Source organism: Methylobacterium sp. WL119 (assembly GCF_008039875.1).
Lineage (GTDB): Bacteria > Pseudomonadota > Alphaproteobacteria > Rhizobiales > Beijerinckiaceae > Methylobacterium.
Map to the genome: position 1 here is coordinate 60230 of NZ_VRUU01000013.1, position 15188 is coordinate 75417.

At 71.8% G+C, this 15188-nt stretch carries 12 protein-coding genes; 10 read left to right on the top strand and 2 right to left on the bottom strand.

Annotation, left to right across the window (positions count from 1 at the left end):
- Nucleotides 1-18 precede the first annotated feature (18 nt).
- Nucleotides 19-606 carry an ANTAR domain-containing protein gene (locus FV227_RS08160; RefSeq protein WP_147729847.1) on the bottom strand — a complete coding sequence of 196 codons (588 nt, stop codon included), beginning with the start codon at nt 604-606 and terminating at the stop codon, nt 19-21.
- 241 nt (nt 607-847) lie between these two features.
- On the opposite strand from FV227_RS08160, the gene FV227_RS08165 reads away from it, so the two are divergent.
- The 6 genes from FV227_RS08165 to pgl all read left to right on the top strand — a co-directional run bounded on the left by FV227_RS08165 (nt 848) and on the right by pgl (nt 10427).
- Nucleotides 848-1423, top strand: a complete 576-nt coding sequence (locus FV227_RS08165) for a hypothetical protein (protein ID WP_147858702.1) — start codon at nt 848-850, stop codon at nt 1421-1423.
- A gap of 174 nt (nt 1424-1597) precedes the next feature.
- Nucleotides 1598-3490, top strand: a complete 1893-nt coding sequence (locus tag FV227_RS08170; protein ID WP_147727438.1) for a glycoside hydrolase family 15 protein — start codon at nt 1598-1600, stop codon at nt 3488-3490.
- A gap of 22 nt (nt 3491-3512) precedes the next feature.
- Complete coding sequence (gene tkt, locus FV227_RS08175; RefSeq protein WP_147858703.1) at nt 3513-5600, top strand: transketolase; 2088 nt, start codon at nt 3513-3515, stop codon at nt 5598-5600.
- A gap of 171 nt (nt 5601-5771) precedes the next feature.
- Nucleotides 5772-8621: a bifunctional transaldolase/phosoglucose isomerase gene (locus tag FV227_RS08180; RefSeq protein WP_147858707.1), complete on the top strand. Its 2850-nt coding sequence runs from the start codon at nt 5772-5774 to the stop codon at nt 8619-8621.
- Nucleotides 8622-8718: 97 nt separating this feature from the next.
- Nucleotides 8719-9699 carry a phosphogluconate dehydrogenase (NAD(+)-dependent, decarboxylating) gene (gene gnd / locus FV227_RS08185; RefSeq protein ID WP_147858704.1) on the top strand — a complete coding sequence of 327 codons (981 nt, stop codon included), beginning with the start codon at nt 8719-8721 and terminating at the stop codon, nt 9697-9699.
- A complete protein-coding gene (pgl, locus tag FV227_RS08190; RefSeq protein WP_147841739.1) occupies nt 9696-10427 on the top strand; it encodes a 6-phosphogluconolactonase in 732 nt (243 codons plus the stop codon). The genes gnd and pgl overlap by 4 nt, the downstream gene beginning before the upstream one ends.
- A 54-nt stretch (nt 10428-10481) precedes the next feature.
- On the opposite strand, the gene FV227_RS08195 is transcribed toward pgl, so the two are convergent.
- A complete protein-coding gene (locus FV227_RS08195) occupies nt 10482-10688 on the bottom strand; it encodes a hypothetical protein (protein WP_147727176.1) in 207 nt (68 codons plus the stop codon).
- A gap of 232 nt (nt 10689-10920) precedes the next feature.
- Here FV227_RS08195 and FV227_RS08200 point away from each other — a divergent pair, with 232 nt between their 5' ends.
- Genes FV227_RS08200 through FV227_RS08215 form a run of 4 tightly spaced genes read left to right on the top strand, consistent with a single transcriptional unit; the run spans nt 10921 to nt 14976 of the window.
- Nucleotides 10921-11790, top strand: a complete 870-nt coding sequence (locus tag FV227_RS08200; protein ID WP_246686369.1) for a putative selenate ABC transporter substrate-binding protein — start codon at nt 10921-10923, stop codon at nt 11788-11790.
- Nucleotides 11791-11797: 7 nt separating this feature from the next.
- A complete protein-coding gene (locus FV227_RS08205) occupies nt 11798-12466 on the top strand; it encodes an ATP-binding cassette domain-containing protein (protein ID WP_147727178.1) in 669 nt (222 codons plus the stop codon).
- The gene (locus FV227_RS08210; protein ID WP_147858705.1) at nt 12463-14007 is read left to right on the top strand and encodes an ABC transporter permease; all 1545 of its coding nucleotides are present in this window, start codon (nt 12463-12465) and stop codon (nt 14005-14007) included. The genes FV227_RS08205 and FV227_RS08210 overlap by 4 nt, the downstream gene beginning before the upstream one ends.
- A gap of 15 nt (nt 14008-14022) precedes the next feature.
- Entirely contained in the window at nt 14023-14976 is a 954-nt protein-coding gene (locus tag FV227_RS08215) for a D-2-hydroxyacid dehydrogenase family protein (protein WP_210246705.1), read from the top strand.
- The last annotated feature ends 212 nt before the right edge of the window (nt 14977-15188 follow it).

The following is a 15188-nucleotide window of genomic DNA, read 5'->3' on the forward strand; positions in this document are numbered from 1 at the left end:
CGAAGTCTCATCGCGCCCTCATCCGAGCAGGTCGGCCGCGGTGACGATCGCCCGCGCGATGTCGGCGATCTTCCGCTTCTCGTTCATCGCCTTCTTGCGCAGCTGCTTGTAGGCCTCGTCCTCGGACAGGCCCTTCATGCTCATGAGGATGCCCTTGGCGCGCTCGATCAGCTTGCGGTCGGCGAGCTCGCCCCGCGCCTCCGACAGCTCCCGCTGCAGCCGCGAGAACGCGTTGAAGCGCAGGATCGCGATGTCGAGGATCGGCTTGATCCGCTCGGGCCGCAGGCCGTCGACGACGTAGGCCGAGATCCCGGCATCGACCGCCGCCTGCATCATTGTGGCGTCCGAGCGGTCGACGAACATCGCCACCGGCCGCTCGACGTGGCGCGCGACCCCCGACATCTGCTCCAGGATGTCGCGGCTCGGGCTCTCCAGGTGGATCACCACCACGTCGGGGGCGAGCGCGGCGACGCGCTCCATCAGGTCGGCGGTGTCGGCCATCACCACGACGCGGCCGATCCCGGCGGCGCGCAGGCCCTCCTCCAGGATCGCGGCACGCGCCCGGCTCGGATCGATCACGGCGACGGTGAGGCTGGTTTCGGTCATCGGGGCCCGGCGTTGGGCGGCAAACGGGGCAGCAAGTCGGAGCGTGGCCGCGACGCATGCCGCCGGCCGTGTCGCAAGGCAAGCGGCGTGCCCCGTTCCGGCGGAAGCGCCGCGCCGAGGCGCTCGCCCCGCGGCCCTGATCGCGCCGCGCAACCGAGCGGAAAGGAAACGGTCCAGCTTCCGCCGCAAATGCAGGGCACCTCTGTGGCCGTCGCGACGGTGCGGAGGTTCGAAGGATCGGATGTCGAAGCCAGACCCCTTCGCGGCCCTCGACGGTGGCGGTTCCGGCCGCCTCTCCCTCCCCTTCCTCCCGACCCTGGTGACGGCGCTCGTCCTCGGCGCGGGCTCGCTGATCTGCCGCGAGCCGGCTCCGACGCCGCCCGCTCCGGTTCCGGCGGCCTCGGTCGCGCCCCACGCCTTCCATGCGGCGGCTCCGGTCGAGGCCGCCCTGCCCCGGTTGCCGGCCGCCATCGCCTTCGCGCAGGTGCCGCCGAGCTTCGTCCTGCCGGAGATCCGCACCGCGGCCGCGCCGCATCCGGTCGCCCGGGTGGCGACCGCCGCGCCGCTCCGGCGCGCCTGCACCGCCCCGCGCTGCGCGGAGGGGCCGCCGCGCCGGCCCGACCCGTTCTCCGAGATCGTCCGGTCCGCGCCCGTCGAGGCGCAGGCGCAGGCGCAGGCCCGCGACGGCCTGCTGCCGGACCTCGCCCTCCCCTTCGCCCCGGCCGCGCGCGTCGTCGGGGATGCCGCCGCCTACCTGCGCAGCGGGGCCTCGTCGCTCGGCAGCTCGGTCGCGCTCCTGGTCGACCGCCTGAACTGAGGCGGCCCGGAATCCCGCGCGATGCTGCAGTGCGGCCGCCCGACCGGGGCCGCGATCCGACCCGCACTGCCGCCGCCATCGGATTTCCCGGGCGCGGCCTGGACCGCATCGCGTCGCCGACCTAGGTGCAAGGCATCGGACGGCTGCTGTCGCCGGCCGCGACGGATCCGCTTCATGGCCGCACGCATCGAGGATTACGCGCTCATCGGCGACGGCCGCACCGCCGCGCTGATCAGCCGGCAGGGCAGCGTCGACTGGCTGTGTTGGCCGCGCTTCGATGCCTCCGCCCTGTTCGCCTCCCTCCTCGGCACAGAGGAGCACGGATTCTGGCGCCTCGCGCCGCAGGCCGGGCATGTCGAGACCACCTGGGCCTACCGCGAAGGCAGCCTCGTTCTGGAGACCCACCACAGGACCCGCGAGGGCGAGGTCCGGGTCATCGACTACATGCCCGCTGGCGACGGATCGCACCTGATCCGCCTCGTCGAGGGGCTGCACGGACGCGTCGCGATGCGCATGGATCTCGCGATGCGCTTCGATTACGGCTCGGCCGTGCCGTGGGTGTCGCACAACGAGCTCGGCGACCTCCGGGCGATCTCGGGCCCGCACAAGGCGGTCCTGCGCACCAAGGCGCATCTCAGGGGCCATGGGCAGACCACGGTCTCGGAGTTCACGGTCCATGCCGGCGAGTCGGTCGCCTTCACCCTGAGCTACGGCGCCAGCCACGAGGACGACCCGCCCCCGATCGAGCCGCGCAAGGTGCTGGCCGCCACCGACCAGTTCTGGCGGGACTGGTCCGACCGCTGCGCGAAGGGCACGCCCTGGGACGCGATGCTGAAGCGCTCGCTCCTGACGCTGAAGGCGCTGATCTACATGCCGACCGGCGGCATCGTGGCCGCGCCCACGACCTCTCTGCCGGAGTCGCTCGGCGGCGTCCGCAACTGGGACTACCGGTTCTGCTGGCTGCGCGACTCGACCTTCACCCTGATGGCGCTGATGGATGGCGGCTTCCTCGAGGAGGCGCGGGCGTGGCGCGACTGGCTGCAGCGCGCGGTGGCCGGGAATCCGGAGCAAGCGCACATCCTCTACGGCATCGCCGGCGAGCGGCTGCTGCCCGAGATCGAGCTCGACTGGCTGCCCGGCTACGAGGGCTCGAAGCCGGTCCGGGTCGGCAACGCCGCGGTGTCGCAGTTCCAGCTCGACGTCTACGGCGAGCTGTTCGACGCGCTCTACCAGGCGCGGATGCGCGGCATGCCGACCGACAAGGACGGCTGGCGCGTGGGCCTGGCGATCATCGCGCATCTGGAGAAGGTCTGGAGCGAGCCGGACGAGGGCATCTGGGAGGTGCGCGGCGGCCGCAAGCACTTCGTCCATTCGAAGGTCATGGCCTGGGTCGCCTTCGACCGCGCGATCCGCAGCCACGCCGGCCAGCCCGGCGCCCCCGACGCACCGGTCGCGCGCTGGAAGGCGATCCGCGACCGGATCCACGCGGAGGTGTGCGAGAAGGGGTTCGACCCGGAGCTCAACAGCTTCGTGCAATATTACGGCTCGAAGCAGCTCGATGCGAGCCTGCTGCTGATCGCCCATATGGGCTTCCTGCCCCAGGACGACCCGCGCGTGGTCGGCACCGTCGAGGCGATCGGCCGGGACCTGATGCGCGACGGCTTCATCCTGCGCTACGACACGCAAGGGCAGACCACGGACGGGCTGCCCGGCAACGAGGGCGCGTTCCTGCCCTGCACGTTCTGGTACGCCGACAACCTGATCGGCCTCGGCCGCCGCGCGGAAGCCCGCGCGCTGATCGAGCGCCTGATCGGCATCTGCAACGACCTCGGGCTCGTGTCCGAGGAGTACGACGGGAAGGCCCAGCGGCTGGTGGGCAACTTCCCCCAGGCGTTCACGCATGTTGCGCTCGTGAACACCATCCTCAATTACAGCCGGGCCGAAGGGCCTGCGAAGGAGCGGGGTGGCGCCGACGATTCGGATGCGCCCGCCGGCCGCGGGCCGGGCGCGCAAGTTTCGCGTGAGCACGATCCGCGCGCGGTCGCGAGCAGTCTCGCGCCGCAGTGACGACAACGGGAAAGACGACACCATGAGCGGAGCAGACACCGCGCCCAAGACGGCGCTTTCCGAGATCGACAAGCTCTCGATCGACACGATCCGCACGCTGGCGATCGATGCGGTGCAGAAGGCGAATTCGGGACACGCCGGCGCGCCGATGGCGCTGGCGCCGGTCGCCTACACCCTGTGGAACCGCTACCTGCGCTACGATCCGGCGCATCCGCACTGGCCGAACCGCGACCGCTTCGTGCTGTCCTGCGGACACGCCTCGATGCTGCTCTATTCGCTGCTGCACCTCGCCAACGTGGCCGAGACCGACGGCGGCAACGCGCCGGCCGTGACGCTCGACGACATCAAGTCCTTCCGCCAGCTCGACAGCCGCACCCCCGGCCACCCGGAATACCACTTCACCACCGGCGTCGAGACCACCACCGGGCCGCTCGGCCAGGGCGTGGCGAACTCCGTCGGCATGGCGATGGGCGGCCGCTACCTCGGCGAGCACCTGAACAAGCCCGACCTGCCGCTGTTCGACTACAACGTCTACGCGATCTGCTCGGACGGCGACCTGATGGAGGGCGTCGCCTCCGAGGCCGCCTCGATCGCCGGGCACCTGCGCCTGTCGAACCTGTGCTGGATCTACGACAACAACACCATCACCATCGAGGGCCACACCGAGCTGGCCTTCGGCGAGGAGGTCGCCACCCGGTTCCTCGCCTACGGCTGGCAGGTGCTGCGGGTCGCCGACGCCAACGACGTGCACGCGATCTCGGCCGCGATCGAGACCTTCCTGCAGTCGAGCGACCGGCCGACCATCATCGTCGTCAACTCGATCATCGGCTTCGGAGCGCCCAAGAAGCAGAACACCGCGAAGGCCCACTCGGACGCGCTCGGCGAGGACGAGGTCAAGGGCGCCAAGCGCGCCTACGGCTGGCCGGAGGACGCGCAGTTCCTGGTGCCGGACGGGGTGCAGCAGAACTTCGCCGACAACATCGGCAAGCGCGGGGCCGAGCTCTACGACCAGTGGCAGGGCTTCCTGACGGCGGCCAAGGAGGCCGACGCCGAGCACGCGGAATCGCTCGACGCCTTCTTCGAGGGCCGCCTGCCCGAGGGCTGGGACCGGGACATCCCGGTCTTCGAGCCCGATGCCAAGGGGCTCGCGACCCGCGAATCCTCCGGCAAGGTGCTGAACGCCATCGCCCAGCACGTGCCGTTCATGCTCGGCGGCTCGGCCGACCTCGCGCCGTCGAACAAGTCGAACCTCACCTTCGAGGGGGCGGGCTCGCTCACCCCGTTCGAGCCGGGCGGCCGCAACATCCACTTCGGCGTGCGCGAGCACGCCATGGGCTCGATCGTGAACGGGCTCGGGCTCTCCGGCCTCCGGGCCTACGGCGCGACCTTCCTGGTCTTCGTCGACTACATGCGCCCGGCGGTGCGGCTCGCCTCGCTGATGGAGCTGCCGGTCTTCCACATCTTCACCCACGACTCGATCGGCGTGGGCGAGGACGGGCCGACCCACCAGCCGGTGGAGCAGCTCCTGAGCCTGCGCTGCATCCCCGGGCTCGTGACGCTGCGCCCGGCCGACGCCAACGAGGTGGCCGAAGCCTACCGCGTGATCTTCTCGCTGAAGGACCAGCCGGCGGTGCTGGCACTCTCGCGCCAGCCGCTGCCGACGATCGACCGCACCAAGTTCGCCAGCGCGTCGGGCGTCGCCAAGGGCGGCTACGTGCTCGCGGGCGGCGACGCCACGCCGGAGGTGATCCTGATCGGCTCGGGCTCCGAGGTGCAGCTCTGCATGCAGGCCTACGAGAGCCTGGTCGCGGAGGGGGTGACGGCGCGCGTCGTCTCGATGCCGTCCTGGGACCTGTTCGAGCGTCAGGACGAGGCCTATCGCGAGAGCGTGCTGCCGCCGGCCGTGCTGGCCCGCGTCGCCGTGGAGCAGGGCTCGGCGATCGGCTGGGACCGCTACGCGGGCTCGGCCGGCACGATCATCGGCATGCACACCTTCGGCTCCTCGGCGCCGATCAAGGACCTGCAGGCCAAGTTCGGCTTCACCCCGGAGAAGGTGCTGCTGGCCGCCCGCGACCAGATCGCCAAGCACCGGGGCGCGCGCAAGCCCTAGCGGCCGCGACCCGGGTCTGCGTTCCGTGCCGGAGCCAAGACCCGGGTCGTGTGTTTGATCCCCAGTACATATCGACCAAGACATACCGACCAAGACAGACCCGCCGAGGCCGGCCGACCAGGCCCGGCCGGCATCGACGACGTGAAGACCGACGATCTGCGAGGCATCGACATGAACGCGCTCAAGGCCCTGCACACCGAACAGGATCAGGCGGTCTGGCTCGACTTCGTCGCCCGCGGCTTCATCGCCAAGGGCGAGCTCAAGGCGCTGGTCGAGAACGACGGCCTGCGCGGCGTCACCTCCAACCCGTCGATCTTCGAGAAGGCCATCGGCCATTCCGACGAGTACGATGCCAGCCTCAAGAGCGTGATGGAGCAGGGCGACAGCCGCGTCATCGACCTCTACGAGGGCCTGGCCATCGCCGACATCCAGGCGGCGGCCGACGTGCTGCGCCCGGTCTACGAGGCGTCCGACGGCGCCGACGGCTACGTCAGCCTCGAGGTGTCGCCCTACCTCGCCCTGCAGACCGAGGAGACGCTGGAGGAGGCCCGCAGGCTCCACAAGGCGGTCGGCCGCGACAACCTGATGGTGAAGGTGCCGGCGACGCCGGAGGGCATCCCGGCGATCCGCCAGCTCACGGCGGAGGGCATCTCAATCAACGTCACCCTGCTGTTCTCGCAGGGCGAGTACGAGAAGGTCGCCCGCGCCTTCGTCGAAGGGCTCGCGGAGCGTGCCCGCAACGGCGGCGACGTCTCGCGGATCGCCAGCGTCGCGAGCTTCTTCATCAGCCGCATCGACGTGCTCGTCGACAAGCTGCTGGACGAGAAGATCGCGGCGGCCAACGACCCCGACCAGAAGGCCGCCCTGGAGCACCTCAAGGGCAAGGTCGCGATCGCCAACGCCAAGCTCGCCTACCAGCGCTACAAGGCGGTGTTCGGGGAGGCCGCGTGGACGGGGCTCGCCGAGAAGGGCGCCAAGGCGCAGCGGCTGCTCTGGGCCTCGACCGGCACCAAGAACAAGGCCTACCGCGACGTGCTCTACGTCGAGGAGCTGATCGGCCCGAACACCGTCAACACCATGCCGCCGGCGACCATGGACGCGTTCCGCGACCACGGCGAGGTCCGCAACGCGATCGAGGAGGACGTGGCCGGGGCGGAGGCCGTGATGGCGCGCCTTTCCGAGGCCGGCATCGACATCGACGCGGTGGCCCGGCAGCTGGTCGAGGAGGGCGTGCAGCTGTTCATCGACGCCGCCGACAAGCTGCTCGGCGCGGTCGCCGGCAAGCGCGTGGCGCTGCTCGGCCACCGGCTCGACGGCCAGAGCCTCAAGCTCGGCGACGCGCTCGCGACCGAGACCGGCAAGGCGGTCGAGGCCTGGCGCGCGAGCGGCGCGATCCGCCGGCTCTGGGCGCACGACACCACGGTCTGGTCGGGCGCCGACGAGGACAAGTGGCTCGGCTGGCTCCGCATCGTCGAGGACGAGCTGGAGCGCGCCGACGCCTACGCCGCGCTCTCGGCCTGGGTGCGGAGCCGGGCGTTCAGCGACGTCGTGGTGCTCGGCATGGGCGGGTCGAGCCTCGGCCCGGAAGTGCTCGGCCTGACCTACGGCAACCGCGACGGCTTCCCCAAGCTCTCGATCCTCGACTCGACCCATCCCGACGAGGTCCGTGCGCTCGAGGCCACCCTCGACCTGCCGCGCACGCTGTTCATCGTCGCCTCCAAATCCGGCTCGACGCTGGAGCCGAACGTCTTCCGCGACTACTTCCTGGCGCGGATGAAGGCGGTCGTCGGCGACCGGGCCGGCGAGCATTTCCTCGCGGTCACCGATCCCGGCTCGGCCATGGAGAAGGCGGCCGAGGCCGACGGCTTCCGGCAGATCTTCCACGGCGTGCCGCAGATCGGCGGGCGCTACTCGGTGCTCTCGGCCTTCGGGCTGGTGCCGGCGGCCTGCATCGGCATCGACGTGAAGGATTTCCTGGAGCGGGCGCGGATCATGGTGCGCTCCTGCGGCCCGGCCGTGCCGCCGACCGAGAATCCCGGGGTGCTCCTCGGCGCCGCGATGGGGACCGCGGGGCTGGCCGGCCGCGACAAGGTGACGATCGTCGCCTCGCCGGCGATCGCGAGCTTCGGCGGCTGGGCCGAGCAGCTCATCGCGGAATCGACGGGCAAGCAGGGCAAGGGCCTGATCCCGATCGACGGCGAGCCCGTCGACGTGCCGGCCGCCTACGGCCACGACCGCGTCTTCGTCTACCTGCGCCTCGACGGCCATGCCGACGAGCGCCAGGACGAGACCCTGCGCGGCCTGGAGCGCGACGGTCATCCGGTGGTGCGCATCACCCTCGACACGGTGGAGCAGCTGCCGCAGGAGTTCTTCCGCTTCGAGATGGCGACCGCGGTGGCCGGTGCCCTGCTCGGCATCAACCCGTTCGACCAGCCCGACGTCGAGGCGAGCAAGATCGAGACGAAGAAGCTGTTCGAGGCCGCCGAGGCGAGCGGCGCGCTGCCGCCCGAGACGCCGGTGTTCGAGGACGAGACCATCGCCCTCTACGCCGACCCGGCCAATGCCGGCGCGCTGCCGGCGGCGACGGACGGCCTCGAGGCCGGGCTCAAGGCGCAGGTCGCCCGGCTCAAGGCCGGCGACTACCTGGCGCTGCTCGCCTACGTGCCCCGCAAAGCGGCGAACCACGCCACGCTGCAGCAGGCCCGCCTCGCGATCCGCGACGCGAAGCACGTCGCGACCTGCCTCGAGTTCGGGCCGCGCTTCCTGCACTCGACGGGGCAGGCCTACAAGGGCGGCCCCGACAGCGGCGTGTTCGTGCAGATCACCGCCGATCCGACCGAGGATCTCGCGATTCCGGGGCGCAAGCTCGGCTTCGGCACGGTGGTCGCGGCGCAGGCGCGCGGCGACCTGTCGGTGCTGTCCGAGCGCGGGCGCCGCGCCTTGCGGATCCACATCAAGGGCGGCGACGTCCCGGCGGGCCTCAAGCGGATCGCCGCGGCCCTGACCGCCGCCGCGGGCTGAGCGACCCGACGCACGATCGCGCCCGGCTCCGCCACGCGGGCGCCGCTGGGCATGAGGGGCCCGACCCCGATAGAGTCTCAAACGGAGTGCCAAACCAATGCAGCTCGGCATGATCGGCCTCGGCCGGATGGGTGGCAACATCGTCCGGCGCCTCCTGCGCGACGGGCACACCGCGGTGGTCTTCGACCAGAACCCGGAGGCGGTGGAGGCTTTGGTCGAGGCCGGCGCGGTCGGCGCCGACAGCCTGGAGGACTTCGTCGGCAAGCTCGACGTTCCGCGGGCCGCCTGGGTGATGCTGCCGGCCGGCGCCATCACGGAGGGAACCGTCAAGACCCTGTCCGGCCTGATGCAGGCCGACGACGTGATCATCGACGGCGGCAACTCGTTCTACGGCGACGACGTGCGCCGCGCCGGCGAGCTCAAGGGCAAGGGCATCCACTACGTCGACGTCGGCACCTCGGGCGGCGTCTGGGGGCTGGAGCGCGGCTACTGCATGATGATCGGCGGCGACACCGCCGCCGTCGGCAGGCTCGATCCGATCTTCGCGACGCTGGCGCCCGGCATCGGCGACATCCCGCGGACGCCGGGCCGCGAGGGGCGCGACCCCCGCGCCGAGCAGGGCTACATCCATGCCGGCCCGAGCGGGGCGGGCCACTTCGTCAAGATGATCCACAACGGCATCGAGTACGGGCTGATGCAGGCCTATGCCGAGGGCTTCGACATCCTCAAGCACGCCGACAGCGAGAACCTGCCGCCCGAGCGCCGGTTCGACCTCAACCTCGGCGACATCGCCGAGGTCTGGCGCCGCGGCAGCGTGGTCTCGTCCTGGCTCCTCGACCTGACGGCGAACGCGCTGGCGACCGACGAGAAGCTCGACGACTATTCCGGCTACGTGGAGGATTCCGGCGAGGGGCGCTGGACGATCAATGCGGCGATCGAGGAATCCGTCCCGGCCACCGTGCTCTCGAACGCCCTCTACCGCCGCTTCCGCTCGCGCGAGGACTCCTCCTACGCCGACAAGATGCTGTCGGCGATGCGCAAGGGCTTCGGCGGGCACCAGGAGCCCAAGAAGTCATGACGGCCGCGCTGCCGCCCGATGCCGTGGTCCTGCCCGATGCCGACGCCGTGGCCCACGAGGCGGCGGAGCGCCTGATCGCCGCCTGCGAGGCCTCCCGATCCGAGCGGATCGCGATCGCCTTGTCCGGCGGCTCGACGCCGAAGCGGCTCTATGCGCTGCTGGCCGGCCCGGACCATGTCGGCCGCGTGCCGTGGGACCGGGTCCACTGGTTCTTCGGCGACGACCGGGCGGTGCCGTGGGACCACGCCGACAGCAACGTCCGCATGGTCCGCGAGGCCTTCGGCCACGGCACGGCGGTGCCGGCGGCGCACCTGCACTTCATCCCGACCGACGCGGGGCCCGAGGCCGCGGCCGAGACCTACGCGCGCACGCTCCTGGAATTCTACGGCGCCGACCGGCTCGATCCGGCCCGCCCGCTGTTCGACTGCGTCCTGCTCGGGCTCGGCGAGGACGGACACACCGCCTCGCTGTTCCCGGGCAAGCCGGCCCTGTCCGAGACGGCCAGGCTCGTCGCCCCCGTGCCCGAGGCCGGGCTCGCGCCCTTCGTGCCCCGCGTGACGCTGACCTATCCGGCGCTCGCGTCCTCCGCCCTGGTCCTGTTCCTGGTGAGCGGCGAGAGCAAGCGCGCGGCGCTCCGGCGGCTCGCCGCGGGCGAGGATCTCCCGGCCGGGCGGGTGACGAGCCAGGGCCGGATCGCCTGGCTGCTCGATGCGGCCGCGGCCGCGTGACGGGACCGCCCCCGCGGGCCGCCGGCCCCTGACCGGCGGCCCGCGGGGATCGGCTCAGCGATGCCGGCGGTGACGGCGCATCATCGGCCTGCGTGCCGTCATGCTGCCCATGCGCGCGGTCCGATGCTGGCCGGCGAAGGTGCTGTTGCCGGTCGCCGCCGCGTTGCGGTCGAGGCCGTCGCCGGCGGCGGCGTGGCCCGGCAGGCTCGATCCTGCCAGGAGGCCGAGGGCCAGTGTCGCGCCGAGGAGGAGGGTGTTCATGTCGGGATGGCTCTCTCGAGGATGCGATCGTCGTGCCCGAACGGGCTTCGGGCAGGCGGGTATCCATCCGCTCAAGGCATCGTGACCGACGGCACCGGGGGAGATCCGAGGCGGGCGCCTCGCCCACGAAGTCCCGCGGCGGCGATGCACCTGCGGCCATGGCGTCGGGGGGCGGTGCTCTGCTAGGTCAGGCGTCTTCGGGACGGGTGAGAGGGACGCTATGATCGACGGGGTGCGGATTCTGGTCCTGGCGGCGCTCGCCGGCGTCGCCGTCGCGGGGCCGGCCACGGCGCAGGGCGCCAAGCCCGCCTTCGTGTTCACCGGCATCCCCGACCAGGACGAGAGCCGCCTGGTCGAGCGCTTCGGCAAGGTCGCGGCCTACCTCGAAGGCAAGCTCGGCGTGCCGGTGACCTACATCCCGGTGAAGAACTATCCGGCGGCCGTCACCGCCTTCACCAACGGGCAGGTGCAGCTCGCTTGGTTCGGCGGCTTCACCGGCGTGCAGGCCCGCAAGGCCGTGCCGGGCTCGCAGGCGATCGCGCAAGGGGCCGAGGATGCCGCCTTCAAGACCTACCTCATCGCCAACGCGAAGACTGGCCTTGCGAAGGCGGCCGACTTCCCGACGGACATCGCCGGCAAGAGCTTCACCTTCGGCTCGCGCGCCTCGACCTCGGGGCGGCTGATGCCGGAATACTTCATCCGGCAGGCCTTTCCCGGCAAGATCCCCGAGCAGGTCTTCCCGACGGTGGGCTACTCGGGCGATCACAGCCGGACGATCCAGCTCGTCCAGTCGGGGGCCTTCGCCGTCGGCGCGGTCGACTACTCGGTCTGGGATCTCGACACCAAGGCCGGCAAGGTCGACCCCAAGGCGGTCTCGGTGATCTGGGAGAGCCCGACCTTCCCCGACTACCAGTGGACGGTCCGCGGCGACGTCGACGCGATCTACGGCGAAGGCTTCACCGCGCGGCTGAAGGCGGCGCTCGTCGGCATCACCGATCCGGCGATCCTCGCGCCGTTCGGCCGCTCGAAGTTCATCCCCGTCGATAACGCGGCCTATGCGCCGCTGATCGCGGTGGGCCGGTCGACCGGCCTGCTCGACTGACCCGACGATGGCCGAACCTGCGATCCGGCTGACGAACGCGAGCGCCGCCTACGACGGGCGCGCGGTGCTCTGCGGCATCGACCTGACGGTCCGCGCGGGCGAGCGGGTCGCGCTGATGGGGCGTTCCGGCGCCGGCAAGTCGACGCTGATCGGCCTGATCCAGGCGCAGGCCCCGGAGCGGGTCGCCCTGGTGCCGCAGGCGGCCGCGCTCGTGCGGACGCTGTCGGTGTTCCACAACGTCTACATGGGCCGGCTCGACCGCCGCTCGACCCTGCACAACCTGCGCACCCTGGCCTTCCCCGCCGCCGCCGACCTCGCCGAGATCCGCGCGGTGCTGGCCCGCGTCGGGCTGGCGGAGAAGATCCGCGACAAGGCCGGCGCGCTGTCGGGCGGGCAGCAGCAGCGGGTCTCGGTCGCCCGCGCGCTCTACAACGGCCGGCCGATCCTGGTCGGCGACGAGCCGGTCTCGGCGCTGGACCGGATGCAGGGCGCCGCGGTGCTCGCCGAGATGGCCCGCAGCCACGAGACCCTGGTGGTGGCCCTCCACGACGTCGCGCTGGCGCTCGCCCACACCGACCGGATCGTGGTGCTGGATGCCGGCCGCATCGTCCTGGACGCGCCGGCCCGCACCCTCGACGCCGCCGCGCTGAGCCCCTTCTACCAGGCGGCGGCGTGATCGGGCGGCAGCGCTCCGCCCCGGGCTACGCCGCCGTCAGCCGCTGGTTCGCGGCCGCGGCGCTCGCCGCGCTGTTTCTCGCCGACCTGCACGTCACCAGCTTGAACCCCTGGGCCGATCTCCAGCGCCTGCTGGCCGGGCTGATCCGGCCGGACCTGCTCTCGGTGGAGGGCTGGAGCGTCGTCTACACCGTCGCCTTCGCGGTGCTCGGCGTGACGTGTGGGGCCGGCACCGGGTTCCTGCTGGCGATTCCCTTCGCGCGGTTCCGCAGCATCCGCCTCCTCTGCGCCGGGCTCCGCGCCGTGCACGAGCTGTTCTGGGCGCTGCTGCTGATGCAGGTGTTCGGGCTCTCGGCCACCACCGGCATCCTCGCCATCGCCCTGCCCTACGCGGGCATCTGCGCGAAGGTCTATTCGGAGATCATCGAGGAGGCCGACCTCTCGGCCCTGCGGGTGCTGCCCGAGGGCACGGGCAGCGTCTCCGCCTTCCTCTACGCCTGCCTGCCGGAGGTCGCCGGGTCCTTCCGGCACTACACGCTCTACCGCTTCGAATGCGCCATGCGCTCGACCCTGGTGCTCGGCTTCATCGGCCTGCCGACCATGGGGTTCTATCTCGAATCCGCCTTCCGACAGGGGCGCTACGCCGAGGCCGGCGCGCTGCTCCTGGTGTTCTACGCGCTGATCGGCTCGCGCCGGCTCTGGGTGCGGGTGGGGTCCGTGCCGGTGCTGATCGCGGCGAGCGCGCTGGCGCTGCCGGCCACGATCGGCACCACGAACGTCGGCGCCAGCCTCCTCCGCTTCCTCACCCACGACGTCGTCCCCGCGCCCCTGCGCGGCGCCAGCCTTCTCGATCCCGAAACCCTGCCCCGCCTCTGGGCCTGGTTCGTGCCGATCCTCACCGGGCAGATCCTCCCCGGCGCGGTGCAGACGCTGGTGCTGGCGCAGATCGCCCTCGTCGCCACCGCCCTCGGTGCGCTCGTGCTGTTCCCGCTGGTGTCGCGCCGGTTCTCCGGCCGGTTCGGGTCGCCCGCGGGGCGCGTGCTCCTCGTGGTGCTGCGCTCGACGCCGGAATACATGCTCGCCTACGTGCTGCTGCAGATGCTCGGCCCCTCGATGCTGCCGGCGATCCTCGCGCTGTCGATCCACAACGCCGGCATCATCGGCTATCTGATGGGCCGCCACGCCGACGCGCTGCCCTACCGGGCGGACGCGCCGCGCGGCCTGAACCTCTACGCCTACGAGACCGTGCCGCGGCTCTACGGGCAGTTCCTCGCCTACCTGCTCTACCGCTGGGAGCTGATCCTGCGCGAGAGCGCGATCTTCGGCATCCTCGGCGTCGCGACGCTCGGCTACTACGTCGACGCCGCGATCTCGGAATTGCGCCTCGACGTCGCCGTGGTGCTGATCGCGGCCACCGCCGCGATGACGGTCGCGGTCGACGCCGCGTCGCGGGCGCTGCGGACGGCGTTGCGCATCAACACCCTGCCGACGCGGCTCGCCGACCCGGTGACGGGCCCCCCGCCGGCGCCCGCCCGGGCCTGAGATCGGATGCCAACCATGCTCAACTGCGCGATCCTCGACGACTACCAGGGCGTCGCCACCACGCTGGCGGACTGGTCTCCCGTCCGGGACCGGGTCGCGCTGCGGACCTTCCGCGCGGGCTTCGCGACGCAGGACGCGCTGGTCGAGGCCATCGCCGAGTGCGAGATCGTGGTGATGATGCGCGAGCGCACGCCGTTCCCGGCCGCCCTGCTCGCGCGCCTGCCGAAGCTGAAGCTCCTGGTCACGTCCGGCATGCGCAACGCGAGCATCGACCTCGCGGCGGCCAAGGCACGCGGCATCACCGTCTGCGGCACGGCGAGCGGTTCCGAGCCGCCGGTGGAGCTGACCTGGGCGCTGATCCTGGGCCTCGCCCGCCGCGTCGTGCCGGAGGCGAACGCGCTCCGGGCCGGCGGCTGGCAGACGAGCGTGGGCGCGGATCTCGCCGGCCGCCGCCTCGGCATCCTGGGGCTCGGCAAGATCGGGACCCGCGTCGCCCGCATCGGCCAGGCCTTCGGCATGGCGGTCTCGGCCTGGAGCCCGAACCTCACGGCGGAGCGGGCGGCGGAGGCCGGCGTCGCGCTTGCGCCGTCCAAGGCGGACCTGCTGGCCGGGAGCGACGTGGTCTCGATCCACCTGGTGCTGGGCGAGCGCACCCGCGGGCTCGTCGACGCCGCGGCGCTGGCGCTGATGCAACCCCACGCCCTGCTGATCAACACCGCGCGGGCGGGCCTCGTCGACGGGCCGGCGCTGCAGGCCGCGCTCCGGGAGGGGCGGATCGGCGGAGCCGGCCTCGACGTGTTCGAGACCGAGCCGCTGCCGGCGGACTCGCCCTGGCGCAGCCTGCCGAACCTACTGGCCCTGCCCCATCTCGGCTACGTCAGCGAGGCCAACTACCGCACCTACTTCACCGAGGCGGTGGCCGACATCCAAGGGTTTCTCGACGGCGCGCCGGTGCGGGTGATCGAGTGACGGACGCGATCGTCGCCGGATCGCCCGCGGGTCCCTTCTCCCAGGGGGAGAAGGACAGGATGAGGGGCGTGCGTCGTCCGGAGAGGCTGCACCTCTCACGCCGGTTCTCGGGTTCCAGGCTATCGGATTCGCCCCTTCCGCACCGATGAGCGGAAGGAGTAAGCCCCCCCACCCCGAGCGCTCGCGGGTCGAGGCATGAGACCCCTACGGAG